At 67.5% G+C, this 25,649-nt stretch carries 25 protein-coding genes; 5 read left to right on the top strand and 20 right to left on the bottom strand.

The annotated features are described in order from the left end of the window. Window positions 1-2: 2 nt before the first annotated feature. From R2707_19865 to R2707_19840, 6 genes are read right to left on the bottom strand one after another with little or no spacing between them, the layout of a single operon-like run. Window positions 3-704 (bottom strand): hypothetical protein, encoded by a 702-nt coding sequence (locus R2707_19865; protein ID MEZ5247354.1) that lies wholly within the window; start codon window positions 702-704, stop codon window positions 3-5. Continuing rightward, the gene (locus R2707_19860; GenBank protein MEZ5247353.1) at window positions 697-1,674 is read right to left on the bottom strand and encodes a glycosyltransferase family A protein; all 978 of its coding nucleotides are present in this window, start codon (window positions 1,672-1,674) and stop codon (window positions 697-699) included. The genes R2707_19865 and R2707_19860 overlap by 8 nt, the downstream gene beginning before the upstream one ends. 55 nt (window positions 1,675-1,729) lie before the next feature. Beyond that, the gene (locus tag R2707_19855; protein MEZ5247352.1) at window positions 1,730-2,350 is read right to left on the bottom strand and encodes a DNA-3-methyladenine glycosylase I; all 621 of its coding nucleotides are present in this window, start codon (window positions 2,348-2,350) and stop codon (window positions 1,730-1,732) included. Further along, the gene (locus R2707_19850) at window positions 2,347-2,754 is read right to left on the bottom strand and encodes a hypothetical protein (protein MEZ5247351.1); all 408 of its coding nucleotides are present in this window, start codon (window positions 2,752-2,754) and stop codon (window positions 2,347-2,349) included. The genes R2707_19855 and R2707_19850 overlap by 4 nt, the downstream gene beginning before the upstream one ends. After that, complete coding sequence (locus R2707_19845) at window positions 2,751-3,488, bottom strand: gamma-glutamyl-gamma-aminobutyrate hydrolase family protein (protein MEZ5247350.1); 738 nt, start codon at window positions 3,486-3,488, stop codon at window positions 2,751-2,753. Before R2707_19845 ends, R2707_19850 begins: the two co-directional genes overlap by 4 nt. A gap of 1 nt (window position 3,489) precedes the next feature. After that, on the bottom strand, window positions 3,490-4,668 hold the full coding sequence (locus R2707_19840) for an amidohydrolase family protein (GenBank protein ID MEZ5247349.1): 1,179 nt from the start codon (window positions 4,666-4,668) through the stop codon (window positions 3,490-3,492). Window positions 4,669-4,821: 153 nt separating this feature from the next. On the opposite strand from R2707_19840, the gene R2707_19835 reads away from it, so the two are divergent. Next, window positions 4,822-5,766: a Gmad2 immunoglobulin-like domain-containing protein gene (locus R2707_19835; protein MEZ5247348.1), complete on the top strand. Its 945-nt coding sequence runs from the start codon at window positions 4,822-4,824 to the stop codon at window positions 5,764-5,766. 44 nt (window positions 5,767-5,810) lie between these two features. Here R2707_19835 and R2707_19830 read toward each other — a convergent pair whose 3' ends face one another. After that, window positions 5,811-6,464: a histidine phosphatase family protein gene (locus tag R2707_19830; GenBank protein MEZ5247347.1), complete on the bottom strand. Its 654-nt coding sequence runs from the start codon at window positions 6,462-6,464 to the stop codon at window positions 5,811-5,813. Between the two features lie 36 nt (window positions 6,465-6,500). Here R2707_19830 and R2707_19825 point away from each other — a divergent pair, with 36 nt between their 5' ends. Continuing rightward, window positions 6,501-7,718 (top strand): M20 family metallopeptidase, encoded by a 1,218-nt coding sequence (locus tag R2707_19825; GenBank protein MEZ5247346.1) that lies wholly within the window; start codon window positions 6,501-6,503, stop codon window positions 7,716-7,718. 4 nt (window positions 7,719-7,722) lie between these two features. Here the strand turns inward: R2707_19825 and R2707_19820 are convergent, their stop codons facing one another. Beyond that, window positions 7,723-8,463: a hypothetical protein gene (locus tag R2707_19820; protein ID MEZ5247345.1), complete on the bottom strand. Its 741-nt coding sequence runs from the start codon at window positions 8,461-8,463 to the stop codon at window positions 7,723-7,725. A gap of 91 nt (window positions 8,464-8,554) precedes the next feature. Continuing rightward, window positions 8,555-9,358, bottom strand: coding sequence for a hypothetical protein (locus R2707_19815; protein MEZ5247344.1), 804 nt, complete (start codon window positions 9,356-9,358; stop codon window positions 8,555-8,557). Window positions 9,359-9,572: 214 nt separating this feature from the next. On the opposite strand from R2707_19815, the gene R2707_19810 reads away from it, so the two are divergent. Then, window positions 9,573-10,451 carry a hypothetical protein gene (locus R2707_19810; GenBank protein MEZ5247343.1) on the top strand — a complete coding sequence of 293 codons (879 nt, stop codon included), beginning with the start codon at window positions 9,573-9,575 and terminating at the stop codon, window positions 10,449-10,451. Between the two features lie 25 nt (window positions 10,452-10,476). On the opposite strand, the gene R2707_19805 is transcribed toward R2707_19810, so the two are convergent. From R2707_19805 to R2707_19770, 8 genes are all read right to left on the bottom strand, one after another. Beyond that, entirely contained in the window at window positions 10,477-11,658 is a 1,182-nt protein-coding gene (locus R2707_19805) for an amidohydrolase family protein (protein MEZ5247342.1), read from the bottom strand. Further along, entirely contained in the window at window positions 11,655-12,314 is a 660-nt protein-coding gene (locus R2707_19800) for an MIP/aquaporin family protein (protein MEZ5247341.1), read from the bottom strand. The genes R2707_19805 and R2707_19800 overlap by 4 nt, the downstream gene beginning before the upstream one ends. A gap of 282 nt (window positions 12,315-12,596) precedes the next feature. Then, window positions 12,597-13,196, bottom strand: a complete 600-nt coding sequence (locus tag R2707_19795; protein ID MEZ5247340.1) for an NUDIX hydrolase — start codon at window positions 13,194-13,196, stop codon at window positions 12,597-12,599. Then, entirely contained in the window at window positions 13,193-13,981 is a 789-nt protein-coding gene (locus R2707_19790) for an SDR family oxidoreductase (protein ID MEZ5247339.1), read from the bottom strand. Before R2707_19790 ends, R2707_19795 begins: the two co-directional genes overlap by 4 nt. A 20-nt stretch (window positions 13,982-14,001) precedes the next feature. Further along, window positions 14,002-15,549: an alpha/beta fold hydrolase gene (locus R2707_19785; protein MEZ5247338.1), complete on the bottom strand. Its 1,548-nt coding sequence runs from the start codon at window positions 15,547-15,549 to the stop codon at window positions 14,002-14,004. Then, window positions 15,546-16,349 carry a hypothetical protein gene (locus R2707_19780; protein MEZ5247337.1) on the bottom strand — a complete coding sequence of 268 codons (804 nt, stop codon included), beginning with the start codon at window positions 16,347-16,349 and terminating at the stop codon, window positions 15,546-15,548. Before R2707_19780 ends, R2707_19785 begins: the two co-directional genes overlap by 4 nt. 31 nt (window positions 16,350-16,380) lie before the next feature. Next, a complete protein-coding gene (locus R2707_19775; protein ID MEZ5247336.1) occupies window positions 16,381-16,851 on the bottom strand; it encodes a MaoC family dehydratase in 471 nt (156 codons plus the stop codon). A gap of 46 nt (window positions 16,852-16,897) precedes the next feature. Further along, a complete protein-coding gene (locus tag R2707_19770; protein ID MEZ5247335.1) occupies window positions 16,898-17,761 on the bottom strand; it encodes a LysR family transcriptional regulator in 864 nt (287 codons plus the stop codon). An 82-nt stretch (window positions 17,762-17,843) separates the two neighbouring features. Here R2707_19770 and R2707_19765 point away from each other — a divergent pair, with 82 nt between their 5' ends. After that, window positions 17,844-19,148 (top strand): inositol-3-phosphate synthase, encoded by a 1,305-nt coding sequence (locus tag R2707_19765; GenBank protein ID MEZ5247334.1) that lies wholly within the window; start codon window positions 17,844-17,846, stop codon window positions 19,146-19,148. 109 nt (window positions 19,149-19,257) lie between these two features. Further along, window positions 19,258-20,214, top strand: a complete 957-nt coding sequence (locus tag R2707_19760; GenBank protein ID MEZ5247333.1) for a DUF6174 domain-containing protein — start codon at window positions 19,258-19,260, stop codon at window positions 20,212-20,214. An 8-nt stretch (window positions 20,215-20,222) separates the two neighbouring features. Here the strand turns inward: R2707_19760 and R2707_19755 are convergent, their stop codons facing one another. The 3 genes from R2707_19755 to R2707_19745 form a co-directional block, all read right to left on the bottom strand. Beyond that, window positions 20,223-21,083, bottom strand: a complete 861-nt coding sequence (locus tag R2707_19755; GenBank protein ID MEZ5247332.1) for an alpha/beta hydrolase — start codon at window positions 21,081-21,083, stop codon at window positions 20,223-20,225. Beyond that, complete coding sequence (locus R2707_19750) at window positions 21,084-23,468, bottom strand: CoA transferase (GenBank protein MEZ5247331.1); 2,385 nt, start codon at window positions 23,466-23,468, stop codon at window positions 21,084-21,086. Between the two features lie 90 nt (window positions 23,469-23,558). Next, the gene (locus R2707_19745; protein ID MEZ5247330.1) at window positions 23,559-25,526 is read right to left on the bottom strand and encodes an S-layer homology domain-containing protein; all 1,968 of its coding nucleotides are present in this window, start codon (window positions 25,524-25,526) and stop codon (window positions 23,559-23,561) included. Window positions 25,527-25,649: the final 123 nt, after the last annotated feature.

Raw genomic sequence — 25,649 nt, 5'->3', positions numbered from 1 at the left:
GGTCAGAAGTTCGACCGTGCGAATTCGTAGAGCTCCATGTCGAACCGATTGTCGTCGATGATGCGTTGCCGAAAGGACTCCGACACCACCGGCTTCTCGTCGGCGGAGTTCACCCGGTCGACCGGCTCGATGCGCCAACCCCAACGCATGTCGAGGGTGGCGAGGAACTCGTCGAAGGTCTCCTGGAAGCCGAGCACGTCGATCTCGCCGAGCCGGGCCTTCGCCGCTTCGAGACGGGCCTCGTCGACATCGATCGACTGGGTCCACGCGTTGATGTTGTCGGACTCTGCCATCGAGAAGATCTTCGTCTGGTGGTCGAGGATCGTTCGGCTGAAGACCAGGGGGTCTTCGTAGATCTCCTCGATCGTCTTCTCGGGTGCCTGCAGTCGGCGGTGTTGATCGATCAGAGAGATGGTGCGCGCGACGGGCTCACGCAAGACGGAGAGCGTGATCGACTCCGGTACGAGATCGGTCACGAAGTAGGGGAAGTGGCCGTGCCAGAGCCGGATCTCGTGCCGACGTGTCCGCACTGCCTCACGAAGCCGATCCACGACCCAGTAGTCGACCCCGGTCAGGTCATCGGCACCGGGATAGATCGCGGCCCGTGCAAAGTTGTTGTGGATGTGCGCATTGAACGTCATCCCCGCCGTCTTCATGACGTGAACGAAGAAGAACGGACGATCGGTCGTCGGGCCGTCACCCACCGGTCAACTCCAGCCACGGCGCCGCGTCCTCGACCATCGTGATCACCTCGGTTCGCACGAGTTCGAGCTTGCCCGTCGTGTCGTCGTCGAGCCCATCCGGGATGGAGGGTGCGCGACGGCCGGCGGCCAACTCCTTCAGCATCATCGCGGTGAACCGCGCCACCGCGGCCCGCAACTCGACACCGCCATACGTCGTCCACATCGGTTCACCCTCGATGTCGCCACTTGTCACATCGGTCGCAAAGTCGAACTGCGGCGGTGCGAGATAGTGCGACAGCCCGCCGATGTGCACCAACGCATCGTGTTCCTGATGGGTCAACGAATGCCCGTCGGCCTGGAGGAGGATGTTGAGCACCTTCGCGGTGTCGTAGGCGATGTAGGCCTTTCCCATCCGCTCCAGGGTCGCCCAGGCGGCGGACGACATCTCGGTCTTCCCTCCGCAGTGGAAGCGGATCCCCCACTTCTCGAACGTCTCCCGAACGATCGCCTTGCGATAGATCGCCATGTGCGGGCTGCCGAACACGAACCCGTCGTGTGCGTAGAAGTGGCGCCCGCCGACACCCACCTCGTCGGCCGCGAGGGTGTTGACGTCGGTCCACACCTCGACACCGGACGTCACCACATCATGTGTGGCCGTCGCGGCGGCGAAGTCGGCGAGGAACGGACGCGTGGCCTTGATGTCGACATCGATGAAGCAGAAGAGATCGCCGTCGTCGCGACCGTCGAAGATCGGGTCGAGCGCCGTCCCGTGGGGGACCATCCGCGCGACGTCGAGCACGACCACCTCGACGATGCGGTCGGTAGCCGCGGCGAAGGTCTGCATCTCGCGAACGGAATCGGGCGTGCAATTGTTCGCGATGAAACGGAATCGGCACTGCGTCTGGTCGAGCAGGCTGAACACGAAGTAGCGCAGGTATCGATAGACGCCGCCCGTCCACACCAGATTGAAGACGAGGTCCGACTCCTGCACGAGGACCGAGAGTACCAACCGATCACCGCGACGCAATCGGCCGAACAGCCCCCCTTCAGACCGGGCGGACCAACGCCGTTCGCTCCCGAGCGCAGGCGACACCGGCGCTGCATCCCGGCATGTGGTCGTTGACCAGACCCATTGCCTGCATGAACGCGTAGACGGTCGTGGGCCCGACGAAGCTCCAACCCCGTCGCTTGAGATCCTTCGCGATCGCGATCGAGGTCGGCGTGGTGGCCGGGACCGGCGAGTCGTCGGTACGGACGCCCTCGACCCCCGTCGGTTCCCAGCTCCAGAAGTAGGCGGCGAGGGAGCCCCGCTCCTCGATCAGGTCGACCGCTCGCACGGCGTTGTTGATCGCCGACCGGATCTTCCCCTGATGACGAACGATCCCTGCGTCGTCGAGCATTCGCAGCACGTCGGGCTCTCCGAAGCACGCGACCTTCTCGGGATCGAACCCCGCGAACGCGGCGCGGAAGTTCTCGCGCTTGCGCAGGATCGTGAGCCACGAGAGACCCGACTGAAAACCCTCGAGGCAGATCTTCTCGAACAGCCGGACATCGTCGACCACCGGCCGACCCCATTCTCGGTCGTGGTATTCGACATAGTCGTCGGCCGTCCCCGGCCACCAACACCGGGTGACGCCGTCGTCATCGGTCTGGAGCCACTGCGTCATCCGAACACCAGCATGACGCCGAGCACGAGCGCGGCGAGCGAACCGACCAGCCCCAACGCGCCGGTGAGGGCGCGCACCGCCACGGACGGCGTCAGCGAATGCACGGCTGCGGCGGTGCCGGCGACCGCGACGGCGAGCAGTTTCACCGCGAGGGTGACGTGGTATTCGGTCGAGCGATCGCCCACGTCGATCTCGAGCAGGTTCCAGATCCCCGTGAGCACCGCCAGGGCGAAGAAAGGCCAGGCGACCCGGCCGAAGCGGTTGGCCGCCTGGCGGGGCGCGTCGGGGCCGATCTGGCGAAGCACGGGCACGAGCGCGGCGAGGACGATCTGGCCCCCCACCCAGACGCTGGCCGCGAGGATGTGGAGGGAGATGCGGAGGGTGTCGAGATCGAAGTCGTTCACGTCGTCATCGTCGCACTCATCCGGGCCCGCGCGACGAGATCGGTGAACAACACGTCCCCACCCTCATTCCGGAGCATCTCCGGGTGCCATTGCACAGCCAGCACGTCGATGCTCTCCCCCTCGATTGCTTCGACCACACCATCGGGGGCGACGGCGGAGACCACCAGACCGGGTGCCAGAGCGCCGATCGCCTGGTGATGCAGTGAGTTGACCACGAGCGGCCCTTCCGCGTAGAGCGCCGCGAGCCGAGTGCCGGACCGCACCACGACATCGTGTCGGTGACTCCTCGGATCGGGACCCATCTCCCGGTACGTCGGGTGCGGGCCGCCGCCCTGCTGCTGGATCTCCTGACGGAGGTCGCCACCGAGCGCGACATTGAGCACCTGTGCGCCACGACACACACCGAGCACGGGAAGTCCCCGGGCGATGGCGGCGCGAGCGAGAGCGACGTCGAAATCATCAGCAACCCTCGCCACCCGCCAACTCGACGTTTTGGCCTGCCCGTAGAGCTCGGGATCGACGTCCTGCCCGCCGGTGAGCAGGAGCGCGTCGACCGCATCGAGGAGTTCGTCGATCTCCTCACCCTCGACGTGCGCCGCGACGATCGGCAGACCTCCGGCACGGCGAACCGCATCGGTGTAGTCGGGCGCGATCGTCAGCAGATCGCACTCCGGGTCGAGCGCCGTCGGGAGCGTGCGCCGCCACGGGGTGAGGAGAACCCGCGGCCGGCCCAACTCAGACCGCTCGCTGGGTGAGGGCCAACCCGTTGGTGCGCATGATCTTCTCGATCTCGTCGGAGCTGAAGTCCTGGAGGTCGTCGATGAAATCGGTCGGCTCGGGCAGGCCCTCCGCGTGGGGCCAGTCGGAACCGAAGATCATGTGCTCGGCGCCGATCTTGTCCTTCAGATCGACGAGGTCGTCCTCGTAGTAGGGCGACACCCAGACCTGACGGCGGAACACGTCCATCGGATCCTCGGCGAACATGTGCTTTTGCTGCTTGTAGGTCTTCTCGAACTTCTTGACGAGCGGCTGCACCCATTCGGAGCCGGTCTCGATCGTCGCGACCCGGATGTTGGTGTGCTCGCTGAGCACGTTCTCGGCGATCAGGGACGCAAGCGCATCGCTGATCGGCGAGTAGGTCAGGAGCGACTTGAACGCGTTCTGCCGGAAGGCCTCGAACGAGTCGGTCATACCCCAGTAGTCGCTCATGAACTCGTAGCCGGAGTCCCCGGAATGCATTGCGAGCGTGATGCCGTACTGGTTCATCTTCTTCCAGAACGGATCATGGGCTGGATGGCCGAGCGAGCGGCGGCCCCCGTTGCCGTCGGGCACCGACGAGGGACGCATGTTGACCACGCGCACGTCGCGCTCGATCATCCAATCGAGCTGGTCGAGCGCCCAGTCGACATCGGCGAGAGTGATGTAGCCGGCGGTGAAGATGCGGTCCTTGTAGTTGAGGCCCCAGTCCTCCTCCACCCACTTGTTGAAGCCGGCAAATGCCGCCAACATCGCCTCGACGTCGTGCTCGAGCGCCGACTCCATGCCGACACCGAGCGTGGGAAACATGAAGCATGACTCCATGTTCTGGCGATCCATCACCTCGAGGCGGGCGTCGCGGTCGCGGTAGGCGGCCGGGATCGGCTCGAGCTCGCCGAACGCCTCGACGATGTTGTCCCTCGCGACCTTGCCCCGGAAGTAGTCGTCGAGACAGCCGGGCTTCGCGATGGGATCGAAGGTCGGGTTGGGGATGAACCGGTTGATCTTGCCGCCGACGAGGAGTCGCTTGCGGCCGTTGATCTCGCCCCACTGCATGCACCGCTTGTGCATCTTGGGGTCGACGTGACGGATGAACGCGTCCTCCGCCTCGTAGTAGTGGTTGTCGGCGTCGAACGCCATGTAGTCGAGAGCAGCCATGGCTCGACTCTAGGACCGCCGCGCTCCGCTGGGCGAACCAGCGCACGCGCCGCGCGGGCGACTCGGGACCTATGTCGCTGGCCGACTTGCGGCAGACGGAAGAGGATGGAGTCGGTCGCCGCTTCGAGCGCGACCCACACCCGAGGAGACATCGTGCTGCACCCCCGCCTTGCCGCAAGACTCACCGTCGCGTGCGCCGTCGTCGCCCTGCTCGCCGCCGGCTGCGGCGATGACGGCGATGTGGCGACCGACACCACGACATCGACCGTCGCCCCCACCACGACCGACTCCATTCCGCCCGATTCGACCGTTCCCGCGGCCGCATCCCACGACGTCGGCGTCTACTTCGTCGCCCCGGTCGGCGAGCCGGCCGCCGGCGGCGTCGTCGATGCGCTCGTCGCCTCGCTGCGGACGGTCGAGCTCGAGGGCGACGCGACTCCTGACATGCTCGCCGAAGCGGCGTTCGCCGCCGTGCTCGACGGCCCGACAGAGCTGGAGGCCGAGACCGGCTACGGGACGACGGTTCCGGCCGCCACCGTGCTCGGTGGCGTCACGGTGACCGACGGCGTCGCAACGATCGAGCTCTCGGGCGACTTCGAAGCGCCGTCGGGCGCCTTCACCGACACGCTGCGGGTCGCGCAGGTCGTGTTCACGCTCACCGCAGTCGACGGCATCGATGCCGTGCGGTTCAGCATCGACGGTGTGGTGCGCGACGTGATCGGCACCCACGGCGTGGAGGTCGATGCCGAGAACGGAGCCGTTCGCGACGACATCCCCGAAGCCCGCCCACCGATCCTGGTCGAACACCCGGCCGCCGGTGCCGTCGTCGGCGATCCGCTCGAGGTCAGCGGCGAGTCCAACACGTTCGAGGCGAACGTCCGTTGGGCGCTGACCGACCCCGACGGGTTGATCCTCGACGAAGGTTTCACCACGGCCACGAGTGGCAGCGGGACCTGGGGAACCTTCGAGTTCACGGTTCCGGTCGGCCCGGTGGACCGGGCCGGGCTAGGCGCCCTGATCCTCTGGGAGGATTCCGCCGAGGACGGGCGCCAGGTCAACATCGTCGAAGTCCCCGTGATGTTCGACGAGCCGACCTGACCACCCGACCGACGGTGACGGCCGAGCGGAACGGCGCGGCGACCTCAGTGGAAGGCGTCGGCGACTCGACCGCCGTCGTTCATCACACCGCGTACACCGATTCGGTCGGCGTCGAAGTGCCCGGTCTCGTTGAGGGAGATGAAGCGCTGCTTGCCACCGGCGCCGACTTCGACGCGAGAGATCGACGCGTAGTCGACGTTGAGCGGGAAGAACCCGACATCGGGACCGGCCACGGCCCCGAGGATGATGCGGATCACCCCGCCGTGACACGCCACCACGACCCGCTCGCCGCGCGGATTCGTGATCAGATCGGCCCACGCCGCCTCGACGCGGGCCCGGAACGTCGCCGGATCGTCCCAGCCGAGGCCGTCCCAGTCCTGTGCCATGATCTTGTCCCAGTAGGCACCGCCATGGGTGTGCACGATCTCCGTTGGGTAGTAGGTCGACGAGAACCGATCGACCTCGTCCAACTCGGGCACGACCTCGTGTCGGTGGCCGGTCGACGCGATCAGTGGCGCCACCGTCTCGATCGCGCGCGCCTTCGGGCTGGTCACCACCGCATCGATCGCCTCGTGCGCCAGCCATTCCGAAACCCGATCGGCTTGCCACTTCCCGATCTCGTCGAGACCGGGATCAGCGATGCCGTCGACGTCGACCGCAGTGTGTGGGCGGCCGTGACGCACGATGATCAGCTCCATGCGCAGGCACCGTAGCCGCCGTCTAGCTTTGTCCCCATGACGATGTTGGACAATCTGGCGGCCGCCGCGATCCGAGAGGAAGCCGAGGCCGGTCTCGACCCGGTGATCGACCTGCGGCGAGCGATCCATCGCGAACCGGAGCTCGGCATCGCCAACCCGATCACGATCGGACGGGTGGGCGACGCGCTCTCCGACCTCCCGCTGGAGGTGCACCGGGGCGAGGGCGAGATCACGTCCTATTGGGCCGACCTGAAGGGTGCATCGGACGGGCCGACGGTCCTGCTCCGAGCCGACACCGACGCCCTCCCGATGACCGAGGACACCGACCTCGACTTCCGCAGCACGATCGATGGCCGCGCCCACGCCTGCGGGCACGATGCCCACACCGCCATGCTGGTCGGCGCCGCCCGGATCCTCGCGAACCGTCGCGACGACTTCGCCGGCACCGTTCGCTTCATGTTCCAACCCGGCGAGGAGGGCATGGGCGGGGCCGCGCTGATGATCGAGGAGGGCGTGCTCGACGGGGTCGAGGCCGCCTACGCGCTCCACATCACGCCCAACTGCCCGAGTGGCTTCGTGGCCGGACGCGCGGGAGCGATCATGGCGGCTGCCGACGTGTTTCGCATCACCGTCAACGGGGCCGGTGGCCACGCATCGACGCCGCACTTCACCACCGATCCGGTCACGATCGCGGCCCACATCGTCACTGCGATCCAAACCATGGTGACGCGCGAGATCCACGCCTTCGAACCGGCGATCGTCACCGTCACCCAGATCGAAGCGGGCACCACCACCAACGTGATTCCCGAGAAGGCCCACCTCGCCGGCACGATCCGCAGCATGGCGGCCCACACCCGCGATCAGGTGCACCTGGCCGTCGCCCGTGTGGCCCACAGCGTGGCTGCAACGTTCAACGCGACGGCCGATGTCGAGATCGAGAAGGGTTACCCGGTCACGGTGAACCATGCCGGGCCCGTGGAGCTGGTGAAGAAGGTCACCGAAGCGGTCCTGGGGGAACGCCGCTTCCTCGAACTCCCGTTCCCGGTGATGGGGGCCGAGGACTTCAGCTACCTGCTCGAGAAGGTGCCCGGTGCGATGAGTCTCCTCGGTGTCTGCCCCGACCACATCCAGAACTCCCTCGAGGCCCCGGCGTGCCACAGCAACAAGATGATGCTGCACGAGCCGGCGATGGCCAACGGCATGGCCGTCCACGCGGCGACCGCGATCGCGGCGCTCGCCGAGCTGCGAGGTTGACGGTCTAGTCGGCGTCTTGGCGCGACACCGACCAGCTGCGAACCGCGCGGCGAACGGCTTCGGACACCCGGTGCTCGGCACCGTCGCCGCTCTCGACGGCCGACTCGGCCTCGTCGACCTCCGGGTCGACGAGCACACCCGTCGGTCCACGAAGGTCGATGTGGGTCTCGGATTCGAGTTCGATCTGCAGCTTCTCGCGCTCGAGGTACTCGCTGATCTGCCCCACGAGGTGACGGAGCTCGCTCTTCGATCGTTCGGCCGAAGCCTCGGCATCCGACACGATGGCGAGGCCGCGCTCGACGGCGCGTTGGAGAATCGCCTCCGATTCGACCCCCACTGCCTCGAGCCGGGTGGCGGCCTTCGCTTCGGCCTGTTCGACCAGCTGGGCTGACCGCTCGAGTGCGCTCGCCAGCCCGATGGTGGCCCGCTCCCGCAGCTGGGACACCTCTGCCGCCGCCGCGTCGACGGCCCGCTGGCGTTCGTTGATCTCCGCGGCTCGCCGCTCGAGCGCTTCGCGGTCGGCCACGAGATGGGCACGCTCCGCGGCGAGAGCGGTCTGCAGTGAGGCGATCTCTATCTCGCGGGCGGCCACTGCGGCCGAAGCTGCTTCGACGTCCTGGCGGGCGGCCGCCGTCGCCTGTTGCACGACCTCTCGGAGCTGCTCCTGCGCGGCGGCGAGAAGGGCGTCGAGCAGCGCGTCCGGATCATCCGCCGTGGCGTCAACCGCAATTTCCTCTTCAACCATCACGCCATCTCCGGACACATCGAGTGACTGATTCACCACTCAAAGTGAGAGTACCGTAGTGGAGCAGCCGATGTCCACGGCCGCCGCGGGGTCACTCGTCGCGAGTGGACGAGGCCGCAGGTCGTCGAGTGCTGAAGATCAGGTAGCCGAGATCGAGCAGCAGGAGTCCCACGATCGCGAGCATCAGCGTCTCCCCGGCACCGGTGACCGCAAGGGTCGGAGGCTCCGGTGGCGGCGAGGTCGTGGTGGAGGACGGGCCGTCGACGGTGGTCGTCGGCCCGTTGATCTGGATCGTCGGCTTCACCGTCGGCGTCGTCGGCGGCACGGTGGAGCTCGATGTCGGCGCCACGCTCGTGGTCGTGGACGACGAGGCGGTCGTCGTGGTCGTGGACGACGAGGCGGTCGTCGTGGTCGTGGACGACGAGGTGCTCGTCGTCGTGGTGGTCGCCGGCGCACAGTCGACGACGACGAAGGCGGACGCGCCGCCGCTGAACACTCCGTCGGCACCCATGACCAAGGTGATGGTGACCTCGACGCCGAGTGTCAGGCGCGAGTTCGCGGTGGTGACCTTGCCACTGCTGCCCTCGACATCGGCCAACGTGACGCTTGCGCCGCCGCTCGCCACCACCAGGTTGTTGCCGGGGTGGACCGACTGGTTGTTCTCCGCACGGGTGGAGACCCCGCATGCCGTCCCGACCAGTTCCGGCGGGACCGCGGCCACGCCCAGGAGCGTCTCCACTCCTGGCGCCGTCCGCACGACGGTGCCGACCGGAATCTCGACGCGACCCGCGTCCTGCGCGCCGACACTCGGAGCCGCGAACGACAGCACCACGACCATCAGGGCGAGGAAGTGGGGAACCCGGCGCCGCAGCGCCCCGACCCGACGACGCCTCACTGCACCTCGTACTCGATTGTCGTTCACCGCGCCCATTCCCTGCGGTACCAACCCCGCAGTTCCCTCGCCGGGACGCTACCGGCCCCCACGCTCAGCGTGCAACTGCACCACCCCGCGCCGATCTCACGCCACAACCCGACGATTGCTCGCTCGGAGTAGGCCATTGGTCCCTCTTTGTGGTGCCAGGGCGCCGCCCGCTGGTATACCGGCTCTCGTGGCGCACACCCCTCTCCGCCGTCGCGACCGCACGGTCGCCTTTGCGCTGCTCCTGGCGCTGGCGCTCACACCGGTGGCCGGCGCCTTCGTGGCCGCCGGCGCCCAGGAGACGCACCCCGACGAAGCGGGCGCTCAGCTCGCGGTCACCGATGCATCGATCGAGGGATCCGGCCCGTGGACCTCATGGCTCGGAGCCGCGCCCGATCGAGAACTCGTCGTCACCGTCGTCAACATCGGCACCACGACGATCGAGGATCCCGAACTGCTCCTGCAGTTCGGCAAGGGAGCGAACCCGGCCGAGGCCGTGGATGCGCCGCCCCTCGGCACCCTCGCGCCGGGTGCATCCACCTCGATACGAGTCGAGCTCGACCTTCCCGTGTTCGCCGTCGGCACCTACGCCGTCGAGGGATCGTTCCCGGATCTGGCGATACCCGTGGGGTTCCGCGCCGAGACGAGCCACATCCCATGGCTCGCCCTCGTTCTCCCGCTGCTCGTCCTGATCCAGCTGGGGCTCGTGCTGGTACGCAACCGGGTGCGTGACCGGATCCACCGGGCGCCGAGCACCTCCGACCCGACACTCCCCGACCACGTGCCCCAGCTGACCGTCGAACCCCCCACACCGCCGTCGGTGCCGGAGCCAGGTCTCGAGGCGGTCGTCCGCGAGGAACTCGAGGCGGTCTTCGACGAGGCCGCCCGCGGCTTCGACGACTCGCTCGACGACGCCGGCTTTCTCGCACTCCTCACCGAGCTGGCGACCACGGTGGCTGATCGGACCGAGGCCCGGATCGAGCTGACCGGGAGCGAGCGGGCGGCACTTCGAGCGACGATCGTCGACGCCGTACTCGACGCGTTCGACATCGAATCCGTCGCCATCTGAATCCGTCGGCGCCCGACGGGCTCGCTCAGAGTCGGTAGAGCGAAGCCGCGGTGTCGTGCAGGACCTTCTGCAGCGTGGCGTCGTCGAGCGACGACAGCGCGCCGGTCGCGTAGTCGCGCGGGAACTGGGCCGGCGTGGCCGGACCGGGGTGCTGACAGGTGGGGTGCGGGTAGTCCGTCTCGAACAGGATGTTGTCGGGGAACCGCTCGATCGCGAAGCGGGCGGCCTCCTGCTCGAACCAGAAGCAACCGTAGATCTGACGACGGAAGTACTCCGAGGGCAACAGGTCGTACTCCGGATGCTCGACCCGCACTCCGCCGTTCTGCCACTGCCAGTCGAACGACTCCATGGCGCCGGGGATCCAACCGGCCCCCGACTCGACCGAGACCAGCTTGAGGTCGGGGAACCGATGGCAGACGCCACCGAAGAGAAGGTCGGCGATGCAGCGCATGTTGTCGAGGAAGATGAGCGACGAGACCTTGGCGAAATTCGTCATCCATCCCATGTCGGCCGTGTCGACGAACTGCGTGCCCATCGAACCGCCTCCGACGTGGAAGCTCACCGACACGCCGGCCTCCTGGGCGACGGCCCAGATCGGATCCCAGTGCGTCGAGGCCAGCGGGGGGAGGCCGTGGTCCTGGGGCTGGTTGCAGAAGTTGATGGCCTTGTGGCCGGCCTCGATCCCGCGGGTGATCTCGGCAACGGCGAACTCGAGGTCCCAGAACGGCACCGCGGTCACGCCGACGAGTCGGCTCGGGTCGGCCGACGTCCAGTCGGTGATCCAATCGTTGAACGCCTGGACACACGCCCGCACGACGTCGGGCTCGCCCATCTTCATGAAGTAGGCATTGCCGAAGCCGCCGACATTGGGATACAGGACCTGGGCGCGGATGCCCTGCTCGTCCATGAACTTCAACCGCTCGTGGCTGTCGTACATCGACGGATGGATCTCGTCGAACGTCTGCGGGACCTTCAGCGGCATCAGGCCGTCGAAGCCGGCCATCGAGTAATAGCCGGGGTGGCCGAGACGATCGCCGTCGCACATCCACACGTCCTGGCCATCGATCCGTTCGATGTGGGGGACACGATCGTGCATCGCCGCCGGGGTTCGGGCCGTCCACACGTCGGGCGGCTCGGTGACGTGGGTGTCGACGTCGATGATCTCGAAACGGTCGAAGAGGTCCGGTGGGTTCTCGGTGGCGGTCACGGATACAAGACTCGCACCACGCCGACGGCCAAGGCCATTCCGAGAAGCTGCATGAGGACGAACATCGGGGCCGAGGCCGGGTCGATTCCCGCGAAGGTGTCGGACAGGGTGCGGGTCAGCGAGACGGCCGGGTTGGCGAACGACGTCGACGAGGTGAACCAGTAGGCGCCACCGATGTAGGCCGCGACTCCGGCCGCTGCGAGGTGACCGCGCCCGCTGCGAACGAGCGAGAAGATCAACAGGACGAGACCGAAGGTTGCGACGACCTCCCCGAGGTACTGGCCGTAACCGTCGCGGACCTTGTGGCTGAAATCGACCGCGTCGAGTTCGAACATCAGGTTGGCGAGGACGGTTCCGACCGCGCCGCCCGAGATCTGTGCGATTGCATAGGGCCCGACGTCGCGCCACGGGCGGTTGCCCTGCCAGGCGTCGGCGATCGTCACCACGGGGTTGAAGTGGGCGCCGCTCACGGGCCCGAACATCATGATGATGACGTAGAGGACCCCGACGGTGGCGCCCGCGTTCGCCAGCAACTGGAGACCCTCGTCGTCCGGCGTGAGGTCGACGGCCATGATCCCCGAACCGATCACGGCGGCCAGAAGGAATGCCGTTCCGATGAATTCGGCGAGAAGGCGCCGGCCCATGTCCGACTTCACGTCCCGCTCCGTATCCGTTCCCATGATGACGTCGATCCAGTGTGGCTCTCGGGTTCGGTCAAAAAGGCTCGGGCCCGGCCGGCGTGTGCCGTCGACCGGGCCCCAGTTTCCCTGGAGGGGGACGGGAGCAAGCTCCCGGATCGATGCCGCCCGGCCCTGCATCCGTGCGACATCCAACCCACGGGCGACCTTAGTCGACGCCCTACGAGAATTCCCAATGCTCGGCAAACAAACTGCAACACAACAGCAAAGATCTGGGGAAAACGGTCGGGAAAGCCTTGCTCAGAAGCTCGTCCACCCGTTTGTTTCCACCCGACGCTGTCCACAACCGGTGCCGGCGAATGCGTCGTCCACGTTGCGATATCTCGACAATGACCGGAGAAACTCGATCGTCGGGCGAATCGCCTCGAGATGGCCGTCGTCGATTCGCTGCAGGGCATCGGCCGGTCGCTCCCACCATGCATCGGTGAGCTCGATCTGATCGGCTGCGACGGTTCCGCCTCGATACCGCGCCAGGAAGAAGTGCGTGTCGTACCGCCGGGGTGCGCCCTCCGGCGTGATCCAGCGGCCGACATGCGGAAAGTGGTCCGGATCGACCGGACCCGGTCCGGCGATGTCGAGCCCGACCTCCTCGTCGGTCTCACGGATGGCGGCATGGAGAAATCCTGCGCCCTCCTCGCTGCTCAGATCCGGCACGGAGGCCGCCGGAACGAGCCGGCGAGCCTCGGCCGACGTGTCCTGCGGGTCGACCCCGCCGCCGGGAAAGACGATGAGTCCGCCCACGAAGATCGAGCCCGGGCGACGACGCCCGATGACCACGTGCAGGTCTGGACGGTCGTCGATCACCAGCACCGACGCCGCCGGCAGCGCCGGGATCGTCACGTGTCGTAGAACTCGCCGGCGTTCACCAACAGCCGCTGGCCGGTGATCATGCTCGAGCGATCACTCGCGAAGAACACCGCGGCCTCGGCCACGTCGGCGTCGGTCGGCATCTTGCGCAGGGCCATGCCTTGGGCGATCTCGTCGCGTACGTCCTCTGCGGTGCAGCCCCGCTCGGCGGCCTGCCACTCGCAGTACATCTTCACGTTGGGCCCCCACATCCACGTGGGGATGACGGTGTTGACCCGAATGCCCGACGGACCGAGCTCGGCCGCCATGTCGCGAGCCATCGCCAGGAGGGCCGACTTCGCCGAGGCGTAGGCGGACTGGGGCATCTGGTCGACTGGCTTGAGCGAAGCCTGGGATCCGATGAGCACCACCGACCCTCCGCCGTGGGCTTCGAACACCGGGGTCGCGGCACGAACGACATGGACCGCGCCCAGCACGTTGACCTCGAGGTTCTTCAGCAGCGTCGCGTCGTCGAGATCGGCGAACGGCGCATGGGCGGTGTCGAGCGCAGCCACATTGATCACCGCGTCGAGCGTGCCGAACCTGTCGACGGCGACGGCGACCGCGGCCTCCAACGACGCCAGGTCCATGATGTCGGCCGAAGCCGCGGCGACACGCTCACCGGTGGGGTCGAGCGCGTCGGCTGCTGCGATCAGGCGTTCCTCGTTGCGGGCGACGATGACCACGTTGGCACCGTCGCGAAACGCAGCGCTTGCGCACGAGTACCCGAGGCCGGGACCCACGCCGATCACCATCACTGTCTTGCCATCCAGAATCATGGAGCGATCCTGCCACGCCTTCAGGGGCGTGCCCATTCCACCGGAACGGGATCGTCGGCGCAGCTCGTGTCCAACACGCGGGCCGGATCGGACACGAACTGTTGAACGATCCCGGCGATGCAGTCGCTCCCGTACCAGATGCCGTGGCCCCGACCTCCCTGCTCGACCACGGTCGCCGAGCCGAGGCGGGCGGCGACGTCGTCGGCGTAGTCCGACGGGGTGATCGGGTCGAACGAACCGGAGAGCAGCAGCGTCGGGATCGACGCGGTGACCGGCGCGGCGACCGCCGGCACCGCAGCCTCGCGGTCCCATCCCACACACGCGGCGTCGAGGCCCTTCGCCGCCACGGCCGCGCCGAACGGTAGAGCGTCGTCGCCGGGCCCGTCGGTGAACGGAAGTCGGTCGTGGCACTGCACGGCGAAGTAGGTGCCTTCGTCGTTGGACAACTGTGACGACACCAACAGCCGCGACCCGGTGACGGCGAGCCATCGCGCCGCCGAGGCGTCGCGCTCGTCGAGCCCGCCGATGACCGCCGGCAGGTAGCGCAACAGCGACTCGTTGTACATCAGCAGGAACGACAGTTCAGCGACGCGATGCCCGTCGAGCACGACGTCGATCCCGGAGTCGTACCCGATCTCGTCGCCGGTCACCGAGACGATCATCGGTGAGCGGTCGAGGTCGGCCATGACCCGTTCCACCGTGGAGCGGAACGAGCCGTCGACCAGGTAGCCCCGGCACGCCGAATCGGCCGCGCAGGCGGCGTCGATCTGGTCGACCGCTCGTTCGGCGGACGCCACGATGCCGGCGTCGGTGTCGAGTTCGGGGGGATACACACCGTCGAGGATGACCCCCACGACCCCCGGGGTTTCGTCGCGCAGGATCTCGAGACCGATCGTGGACCCGTAGCTCACGCCGTAGACCACCCACCGGCCGTAGCCGAGCCCCACCATCACGTCGACGACATCGGCTGCGTGCGACTCGCTGTCCGTGTGGCGCAGCACGATGTCGTCGTCGAGTCGACGGGCGCAGTCGTCGTACGCGACCTGGGCCAGATCGCCGCCCTCGGTCGAGTCGGTGGCGAGCACCCGGCCCAGGGCGTCGACGATCTCGGGACAGTCGAAGTCGGGGCCGACGAAACCGGTCCCGCGCTGGTCGACGAAGACCTGCGTGAACGGCTGTTGCGGGAACCATCCACCCATCTCGGAGCTGGCACCGCCCGGACCCCCCTGCAGCACGGCGACAGGAGTGTCGAAGCCGGTGTCGTAGCCCGCCAGTGTCGCGACCGTGATGCGGGTCGTGCCCGCCGACGCGTCGGTCCGGTCGATGGGGACGGTCACGACACCGCACGCCAACGCGAGGCCGTCGGATCGGTCGAGCCGGTCCGGACAGTCGACCTGTTCGATCCGAACCGGCGGGTCGACCGGCGCGGTCGACGTCCCCACCGTGGAACTCGGCACGGGGGTGGTCGTGGTGGTGGTGATGAGGGTCGGCGCAGACGTGTCGCCGTCGCCGCACGCCGAGGCGAGGAGGGTCGCCACCACGAGGAGGGTGGCGACCCGAACACTCACCAGAGTTGGTCGGTGTACGTGTCGGTTCCGACGATCGTCGGGAGGAACGGCGCGGCGAAGGTCACCGTGCCCATGCCGCTCTCGGCCAGCGCGTCGGCGTAGGCGTGGAAACGGTCCCAGACGGCGGTGGGCTCCTGGTCCAGGAAGAAGAGCTGCACGTTGCGGTCGGTCGGGCCGGGCGGCATCCCGAGGTCCATCGGCGCGTTCGCGGTGTCGCCGCTCTCCGAGGGCTGGTAGTGCCATGACGCCATGCTGGCCACTCCCGAGTCGTTCATGAGCGCGGGGAGGGCAGTTTGTGCGAGATACTCCTTCAGCTGCTCGTCGGAGACCCCGTCAGCCGGGTCGACCGTGACCACCGCGAGACCCTTGTAGGGGTGGTCGAGCGCCAACTCGATCGGGACGGGATCCTCGTCGCGATAGTGCGACGTCGGCTTCTCGAGCAGGACGGTGTGGGCGTGGTGCCGGTTCGGAAACCCGCGATTGTTGCTGTAGAGCCACACGACCTGGTCGGAGGCCCACTTGAAGTGCTCGGCGTGACCACCCTCGAGCACCCAGTAGATCGCCAGGTAGGAACCCTTCTCGACCGGGCTCGCGACAACGGTGTCGCCCTTGGGGAACCGGAGATCCTTCAGCTCCTTTGTGGCGACCCACCGCTTGCCGGCGAAGAGCTGCGGCCCGATCATGCAGCCCGCATAGAAGTGATCTCGCTCGTACCACCGGTTGTAGGCGACCTCATGGCCCTTCTCGGGGTCGACCATGGTGAAGAGCATCGAGCCGACGCGAATCGGATAGTCGTTCATGTTGTGGGGTCCCTTTCTCGAACCGGAAGGATCAGCTGTCGAACACGATTCGGCCGATCCACTCGGCCATGAGTGCCGGCTTCTCGACGCCTTCGATCTCGACATTGATGGTGCGGGTGGTGTTGATGGCTGCACCCTTGAGTTCAACCTTGCTGATCACGCTGTGGGCCCGCACCCGCTTGCCCGAGTTGACGGGGTTCAGGAACCGCACCTTGTCGAAGCCGTAGTTGATACCCATCATGACGCCTTCGAGCGGCGGCAGCTCCTGATCGATCGAGGCGCTCAGGTGGACCAGCATCGAGAGCGTGAGGAAACCGTGGGCGATCGTGCCGCCGAACAGCGGCGCGGCGCGCTCGGGGTCGATGTGGATGAACTGGTGGTCGTGGGTGACGTCGGCGAACTGGTCGATCTGGTCCTGGGTGATCTCGAACCAGTCGCCGTGACCCTCGTCCTTGCCCTCGCTGGCCTTCATGACCTCGAAAGCCTTCGCTGCGTTGCTCATCACTCGTCTCCGGATCTCTGTCGCGCCACTGGGGAACGACGGGACTCTACGCCTCCAGTGCGGTGAGCAACAGTTGGACAGCCGGGTCGATCGCGGCACCCGAGCGGGTCGCCACCACGAGATCGCGAGTGCCGATCACCCGACCGTTCGACAGCGCGTCGGTTCCCATCTCGGCCTGGACGACGGGAAGAACGGTCCACCCGAGCCCGAGACCGACCATCGCCCGGAGCACATCGGGTTGATGCGACTCGGCAACGATCTCGATCGGCGCCCCGAGTTCGCGCAATGCGTCGACGACGACGGCTCGGGTGTGCGACCCCTCGGGGAACACGACCCACGGTCCCCAGGTCGCAGGCCGACGAGGGCGACTCCCGTCGGGTGAGTACACGGCGATGTCCTCGGTGAGCAGCGGCGCGGTCTCGACGCCGCGGCGTGTGGTCGTCGGCGCGACACAGATCGCAACATCGATCCGTGCCGACTCGAGGTCGTCGAGCAGCTGTCCCGATGGGCCGACCGTGAGCATCAGTTCCAGGTCGGGATGATCGCCACGGAACTCCCGCAGCTGGGTGGAGAAGTGCCCGACGGCCGCGGCATCGATCATGCCGACGCGCAGGCGGCCCGATCCACCGGCCCGCGTGCGTTCGGCCCAGTCGGCCAGATCGCCCGTGAGCGCCACCACCTGGCGCGCGTGGGCCAGGACCTCGGCGGCGGTGGGGCGCAGAACCCGGCGGCGACCCTCCCGGTCGAAGAGGGGCAGCCCGACCCTGCGTTCGAGCTCGGCCAACCCCTGTGAGAGCGCCGAAGCACTGACTCCGACGCGATCGGCCGCCACTGCCCAGTTCGGGGAGTCGGCCACCGCCACCAGATACTCGAGCTGACGGATCGAGAGGTCGGGGAGCGACGCGTGCACGACCACAGGCTACCCCTGCACAATACTTCAGTCTTGCTTCACCTTCATCTTCAACGATGAACCAGTGCTTATTGTTCTGCCCATGACTGCACGTGACATCTCCCCCGCCACCGGCAAGCTCGGTGTGCTCACCCCCGGCATGGGCGCCGTGGCCTCCACCTTCATCGCCGGGGTTCTCGCCGCCCGCCAGAGCGGCCAGCCGCCCCTGGGTTCGGTGAGCCAGATGGCGCACATCCGGCTCGGCACCCGCGACGAGGGCAACAACCCCCTGATCAAGGACTTCGCGCCGCTGGCGTCACTCGACGACATCGTCTTCGGCGGCTGGGACCCGATCTCGGCCAACGCACTCGAGGCCGCCCGCACCTGCGGGGTGCTCGAGGAACGCGATCTCGCCCCGATCTCCAGCGAGATGGAGGGCATCGTCGCCATGGAGGCCGTCTTCGACCAGAAGTGGGTGAGCCGCCTCGACGGCACCCGGGTCAAGAGCGAGACCAACATGTGGGATCAGGCCATGGCCCTGATGGCCGACATCGAGTCCTTCCGGACCGAGAACGGCTGTGACCGCATGGTCATGGTCTGGTGCGGCTCGACCGAGGCGTTCCAGGAGGCGAGTGCGGTGCACGACTCGATCGAGTCGTTCGAGGCCGGTCTCAAGGCGAACGACGACAACATCTCGCCCAGCCAGATCTACGTCTACGCCGCGCTCCAGTCGAACGTGCCCTTCGCCAACGGGGCCCCCAACCTGTCGACCGATCTGCCCTGCATGATCGAACTCGCCCATCGCAACGGCGTGCCCATCGCCGGTCGCGACTTCAAGACGGGCCAGACCCTGATGAAGACGCTCATCGCTCCCGGCCTGAAGGCCCGCATGCTCGGTCTACGCGGCTGGTACTCCACCAACATCCTCGGCAACCGCGACGGCGAGGTGCTCGACGCTCCGGAGAACTTCAAGACCAAGGAAGAGTCGAAGCTCGGCGTCCTCCACAAGATCCTCGAGCCCGAGGTGTACCCCGACCTCTACGGCAACATCGACCATGTCGTGCGGATCAACTACTACCCGCCCCGCGGCGACAACAAGGAGGGCTGGGACGCCATCGACATCTTCGGATGGATGGGCTACCCGATGCAGATCAAGATCGACTTCCTGTGCCGCGACTCGATCCTCGCCGCCCCGATCGTGCTCGATCTCGCCCTCTTCATGGACCTCGCCCACCGCGCCGGCGAGTCCGGCGTGCAGGAGTGGCTGTCGTTCTACCTGAAGGCGCCGCAGTCGGCAGTCGACGGCGTGCCGGCCGAACAGGATCTGTTCATCCAGCAGACCAAGCTGAAGAACACGCTGCGAGAGTGGATGGGCGAGCCCGCCGTGACCCACAGCGAAGCCGGCTGACCGTCCAACCCCGCAAATTGAGGCGAGTTGACCCCCTCTACGGTGGTCAACTCGCCTCAATTTCGATTTTGGGGGGAACTTGTCGGGGAGACAGAGCGTCCCAACGAGCATGAAACGACTCATCCCCCTGGTACTCACGATCGCTCTCGTCGCCGCGGCATGCGGTGACGACAGCAGCTCGACCGACGCCGGCGGTCCCGGCGACGGCGGCTCCGCCACCACGACCACCGTGGCGACGACCACGACCCTCGATCCCGACACCCCGGCGGGGGCACTGGCTGCGGCCCGCGAGCGCTGGGCCGAGAACGGCCTCGCCTCCTACCGGTTGGCGACCACCGAGATCTGCTTCTGTCCCGAGACCGGATGGGTCAACACGATCGTCGACGGGGTGGTCGTGACCCACGAGCCTGCGGACGACGAATCGTTCTTCGATCCGGGCCCGCGATCGATGGAAACCCTGTTCGACGAGATCGCCGCGGTGATCGATGCCGGCTACGAAACCCTCGATGTCGAGTACCACCCCGAGACCGGTGCGGTGATCAGCTACTACGTCGATGTCGACGCCATGATGGCCGACGAGGAACACGGCGTGCGGGTGACCTCGCTGACGCCCTACGACCCCGAGGCTCCGGCCGTCACCGTCGAGGCCGCCGCGCTGATCGACGACTACGGCTGCGGCTACGGCTTCGCCAAGGGCAACCCCGAGCAGACGCTCGGCCTCATCATCTATTTCGAGGGCGAGTACGTGCCCGGGGGCCCCGATGTGACGACACCAATCGAGCTGCCCTCCGACGACTGGTACGCAGCCGTCCAGACCGGCAGTGACCTGTTTGCCAACTGGTGCGACGACGTCATCGAGATCGACGAGCCGACCCCGATCGTCGACGAGACATGGGAGGTTGCCGGCGGCACGCTCACCGTCACACCCCCGACCCCCGCGGACTGCGCAGGCGACGTCGTCACCGCGACGCTGGTGGGTGCCGTCGCCGAATCGGCGGATGGCACGCAGATCCCCCTCGACGACATCGCGCTGACCAACACCGGCTGGGGCTGTTTCGCCGGATGAGCCCGGGCTCAGCCCCACTCAGCCGCGAATCGATCCACGACCGTGAGCCAACTCTCGTGGGCGGGGTCGATCACATCGAAGTGATCGGCCCCGTCGAAGATCGACAGCTCGACCAATGACGAATCGGCACGCTCGACATATGCATCGGCCCGGTCGGGCGGCACGATCCGGTCGTCGCGGCCCTGCACCAGCAGCTGTGGCACGAGCACCGGGAGCAGCCGAACCGGATCGGCGATGTCGTAGGCGGCGGGGATGTCGGTCGGCGAACCGCCCATGAACGCAGCGACCGCTCCCCCGCCGAGATCGGTGTTCCCCGTCAGATCGGCGACCGGGGCCTGACCGACCACGATCGACGGCCGCACCGCGGGGCTCGCACCCACTGCGCCGTCCGCCAGTGCGCCGCGTTGCCCGACCCAGAGGGCGAGATGCCCACCGGCGCTGTGGCCGACCACGGCAACCCGGTCGAGGTCGAGACGGAACTCTTCGGCCATGCCGGCAAGTCGATCGACCGCTGCGGCGACGTCGGCCAGGGTCCCCGGATAGCCGCCGCCCGGGTCACCGACCCGCCGGTATTCGAGGTTCCACGTCGCATACCCGCGGTTCGCCGCGTCCGCCGCCTGCGGTCGGGCCAGGTCGAGGCCGTAGGCGTTGCGCCAGAAACCGCCGTGGATGAACACGACCACGGGGAAGGGTCCTTCCCCAGAGGGCACGGTGAGGTCGGCGAACTGGACGGGATCGTCGCCGTAGGCGATCCGCTCCGCCACCGACGATGTCGGCGGATCGAGTGCATCCGCCAGCGGTGATCCTCCGTCGTCGCCACAGGCTGTGGCAGTCAGGGCAAGGACGAGCAACGCGGCTCGGGCACGCACTCAGCCGGCGAAGGGCGGGTCGGTCTCCAACACGCCCTCGGCCACCAGGGCCTCGATCTCGTCGTCGGGAAGACCGAGCCAGCCCGACGCGACCTCGCGGGTGTGCTGGCCGAGGCCCGGCGCCGGGAAGATGTCGGGTCCGATGATCGACGTCGCCCGGAACGCTCCGCCCTCGAAGATCATCCCGCCGATGGGCGGTTGCTGGAGATGCACGAGATACCCGCGCGCCTCGAGGTGGGGATCGACCGACATGGTTGCGCCGGTCAGCATCGGGCCGGCCGGCACGCCGGCGGCCAGGCAGGCGTCGGTCACCTCGGCGTTGGTCATCGTCGCCGTCCATTCGGCGATCCTCGCCTCGATCTCGTTCTCACGCGCCCGACGGTCGGTGGTCGACATCGACGCATCGGCCCACTCGGGCGAACCCATCACCTCGACGAGCGCGACCCATTCGGCGTCGTTGCGTACGCAGATGGCCACCCACGAATCGTCGCCCGAGGTAGGGAAGAGGCCCCACGGGGTGCCGTGGTCGGAGTGATTGCCACGGGGCACGACCGAGCCGGGGACGAGCGACTCCTGGGCGAGCAGATCACCCATGACGCCGACGACCTGCTCGACCTGGCAGACCTCGACGTGCACTCCCCCATCACCGTTGCGGCGGTTGCCGAGCACGTTGGCGAGAGCCCCGACCGCGCCGGTGCGACCGGCGAAATGGTCGGGGAAGATCGATTGGCTGCCGGCGGGAGCCGGGTCGTTCTCGTAGCTCCAGAGATGGGTCATCCCGCCGGTGACCTGCGTGTTCGGCCCGTAACCGAGCCAGTCGGCCCAGCGGCCCCGTGACCCCATCAGCTGGCTCGACATCATCACGATGTCGGGATTGTGGGCCTTCATCGCGTCGAACCCGAGCCCCATGGCGGTCATCGTTCCGGTGGAGTTGTTCTCGATGATCACGTCGGCGTCGCGCGCCATCCGATGGAGCAGCTCGATCCCCCGATCGGTCTTCGCGTTGATGCCGAGCGAGCGCTTGCTCCGGCTCGACGACGCGAACGACGGCGACATCTCACCGCCGAGAACGACCCGGATGAAGTCGGGATACGTCCGGCTCTCGATCTTCACGACATCGGCCCCGTACTCGCCGAACATCCGGCCGGTCTCGACGCCCACGCCGCCGTGGCCGAAGTCCATCACCTTCATTCCCGCCAGCGGCTTCGCCGCTTCGAGCGGCGCCGAGGGCGCCGGCCGGCGTGCGCCGAGGTTCGCGAAGACCTGATCGGTGTGTTCGCCGACCGCGGGAGGTGGACCGGTGGGCCCGACCCGTTCCCCGTCGAACTCGAACCAGCCCGAGGGGAGCTTCATGGTCCGACCGTCGGGAAGGACGACGTCGTCGAACGTGCCACGGCTCTCGAGGTGCGGGTTGGACAGCACTTCGTCGGGCTTCAGAATCGGTGTGCAGACGATCCCGCGACGCTGCGCTTCCTCGCAGACGTCGAGCATCGACATCTGCGCCCAGAGCTCGCAGTAGAGCGGGTTGAGCACGGCGTCGGCGATCATCATCCGCCCGACGAAGTTGTCGAGATCGGGGTCCTGCAGATAGTCGGGCTCACCCAACCAGGCGCGGATCGCGTGCCACTGACGCGGGCTGAGCACCACCAGGCGGACGTAGCCGTCGGCGCAGGGAATGATGGTGTAGACGGGCCCCGGTCCGGCTCGCATCTCCAGTCCGGGCGTGCCGGCATCGGCGGACCGACTCCAGTTCGAGAGGGACCAGTCGGTGATCTGCGCCAGCGCCTCGTTGGCCGACAGGTCGATGAGTTGGCCGGCACCGGTGTCTTCGCGTTGCCAGAGCGCGCACAGCACCGCCCATGTCGCAGTCAGGCTGGCGGTGTCGTCGCCGATCAGTCCCGGGGGCAGGATCGGTCCGCCCTCATGGGTGCCGGCCTTGAACGCCATTCCACCCGTGGCTTCGATGACGGCGTCGGGCACATCGCGCCCGGCGTAGGGACCGGTCCGGCCATAGGCCGTGATGCTCGTCACGATCAGGTGGGGATGGCGGGCGGCGAGGTCGGCCGCATCGAGGCCGGTGCCGTCCTGCGTACCGGGTTCGTCGGAGACGACCACGACGTCGCTGTGGGCGAGCAACTCGTCGAGCCGCTCTCGGCCGTCGGCGGAACCGAGGTCGAGCTCGACGCCGAGCTTGCCGGCGTTGCGGTAGACCCAGAACAGCGAGAGGTCACCGACGATCGGCGCCATCGCCCGCGACGGCGAGCCGCCGACGGGTTCGACGCGGACGACCTCGGCACCGAGGTCGCTCAGGAAACGCCCGCAGAGCTCACCTCGCTCGATGGTCAGATCTACGACTCGGATTCCGACGAGTGGTCGACGCGGCACTGGTCCCCCTGTGGCTTGCCCGGACGAGGGTGATGCTAGATCGGCTCGGCCCCGTGGACCTACCCCACCGATGTGCTCGACTCGTCGGGTTCAGCGGAGTCCGAGATCCGAACCATCCGTGGCCGCCCCACGCGCCGGGGAACCGACAGCCAGACGGAAGTCCGACGGAGCATCGACGAACCGGGGGTTGCTTCGGATCTCGCACACCGGGTCGGCGCACAGGTTGTTGTCGAACACGGTTCCGGGCTCGCCTCGCATGTCGGTCCCGTTGTTGCCCCAGGAGATGTTGTCGCGAAACACGATGCCGGTGGCGGTCGGATGGTCGACCCGGAAGCCCCCGAACCAGGGGTCGTCGCCGTTGCCGTATGCGACATTGTGCTCGAACACGACGTTCTTCACGGTGCCGCCCGCTTCGTTGCCGTGCGGATGGTCGTAGACGAGGAACCCGTAGGTCGCGTTGTCGTAGGCCACGTTGTCGTGGATGTAGACGCCGTCGACATCGCCCATGCCCTCGGTGGTCACCCAGAGACCCTGGTTCTCGTTGGCGTAGAGGATGTTGTCGAAGATCTCGATGCCGGTGATCAGCGCGTCCCAGCTCGCGGAGCCGCCGTCGATGTGAATGCCGCGATCGGCGAGATGGTGGACGACATTGCCGTAGATGCGTGCGTAGCGCACCCCCTCCTTCAGGGCGATGCCCTCGTCGCCACCGTTCCTGACCGGCCCACCCTCGGCCAGCTCGTTCGCGACGATGTCGATGTTGACGACGCCGCTGCCGATCGAGAGCACCTCACTGGTGCGCAGCGCACCTCGGCGCAGACGATTTCCGATGATCAGGATGTCTCGTATGCCATCGAAGTTGCCCGGGTCCTGTGCGGGGAAGACGCCACGAACGCTCACACCGGATTCCTCGGTCTCGTACGTGTCGTTGTCGGCGATGACCACGTTGCGGACATCGGGGCCGACGACCTGGATGGCGTTGTTGGCGATGTTGCGGAAGGCGAAGCCGTGGATGATGAGATCCGATGCGCCGACGGCACGGATGCCGAATCCCTCGATGACGACCTCGTGCTCGTCACCGGGGAACGCGGAGAAGATCACGTTGCTGGTGCGAGGCTCGATCCGTCCGTCGTCGTAGGTTCCCGCCTTGACGAGAACCACCTCACCCGACCTCGCCGCCTCCGCCGCGTGGACGATCGTCCTCCACGGCGCCGATGCCGTGCCCGCGTTGGCGTCACTGGCGTTCGGGTGGTTGCGATCGACGATGCGAGTGGCACCGGAAGCCTCGAAGTCGGGGCGGTCACAGCTCGCCGCGCGGTCGCTGTAGTGCAGGTCGAACCACACCTCGGCCCAGGGATCGGACGTGGTGGCCGTGCAATCGACCGACCCCGACACGACGGGGATGGTCGGCGTGTCGACCGGCGGAAGTCCCGTGCAGGCCGGCGACAAGGGCGACACCACGACCGATGGCGAGCCCTTGTAGCGGTAGAAGAAGGTGGCGAGCTGGCCCCGGGAGACCACGTCGTCGGGAGAGAAGGTCGTCGGCGATGTTCCGGTCGTGATCCCCTCGTCGATCATCCACGCCACCGGGGTCTGCTGCCACGCAGCGGTGACGTCGCGGAACGGATGGCCCGCCGCCGACGGTTCACCGGCGAGGCGGTGGAGCAACGCTGCGAGTTGGCCCCGGGTCAACGATGCGTCGGGCGAGTAGCGCGAGGGCGACGTGCCCGTCGTGATGCCGTTGTCGACCATCCATGCGACGGCGTCGTTCTGCCACGAGGCCGCGACGTCTGCGAAACCATGGGAGCCATCGGGCGACGGCTCTCCCTCCATCCGCCACATGAAGGCGGCGGCCTGCCCGCGGGTCACCGGCGCTCTCGGGGAGAAGCAGCCTTCCGCGGTGCCGGTCGTGATGCCGTTGTCGACCATCCACTGGACGGGCCGCGCCCAATAGTCGCCGGCGGCGACGTCGCGGAAACCGGCGACGGCACCGGCGGGAACCGCGCCCGTCGCCGTCGCCGCGGCGACGACCGCGAGAAGGCAGGCGAAACGTCTCAACACAGAACTCGGTCGGCGCGGTGGGGTCGAAAATGAAGATCTGGTTCGAAACACGTGACACTCCGAGCCCGCGCCGCGTTCGTCACGAGACCGTAACATGCCCCGCCGCCCGGGTCGGCCCACCCC

It is taken from the genome of Acidimicrobiales bacterium (genome assembly GCA_041394245.1).
Lineage (GTDB): Bacteria > Actinomycetota > Acidimicrobiia > Acidimicrobiales > Aldehydirespiratoraceae > JAJRXC01.
This window is presented reverse-complemented; position numbering and strand designations above follow the sequence as displayed.

Coding starts and splice junctions, on each gene's coding strand:
- R2707_19855 (MEZ5247352.1), bottom strand. CDS start 2,350: ATGACGCAGTGGCTCCAGACCGATGACGACGGCGTCACCCGGTGTTGG.
- R2707_19840 (MEZ5247349.1), bottom strand. CDS start 4,668: ATGGCTGCTCTCGACTACATGGCGTTCGACGCCGACAACCACTACTAC.
- R2707_19830 (MEZ5247347.1), bottom strand. CDS start 6,464: ATGGAGCTGATCATCGTGCGTCACGGCCGCCCACACACTGCGGTCGAC.
- R2707_19825 (MEZ5247346.1), top strand. CDS start 6,501: ATGACGATGTTGGACAATCTGGCGGCCGCCGCGATCCGAGAGGAAGCC.
- R2707_19820 (MEZ5247345.1), bottom strand. CDS start 8,463: ATGGTTGAAGAGGAAATTGCGGTTGACGCCACGGCGGATGATCCGGAC.
- R2707_19790 (MEZ5247339.1), bottom strand. CDS start 13,981: ATGATTCTGGATGGCAAGACAGTGATGGTGATCGGCGTGGGTCCCGGC.
- R2707_19780 (MEZ5247337.1), bottom strand. CDS start 16,349: ATGAACGACTATCCGATTCGCGTCGGCTCGATGCTCTTCACCATGGTC.
- R2707_19775 (MEZ5247336.1), bottom strand. CDS start 16,851: ATGAGCAACGCAGCGAAGGCTTTCGAGGTCATGAAGGCCAGCGAGGGC.
- R2707_19765 (MEZ5247334.1), top strand. CDS start 17,844: ATGACTGCACGTGACATCTCCCCCGCCACCGGCAAGCTCGGTGTGCTC.
- R2707_19760 (MEZ5247333.1), top strand. CDS start 19,258: ATGAAACGACTCATCCCCCTGGTACTCACGATCGCTCTCGTCGCCGCG.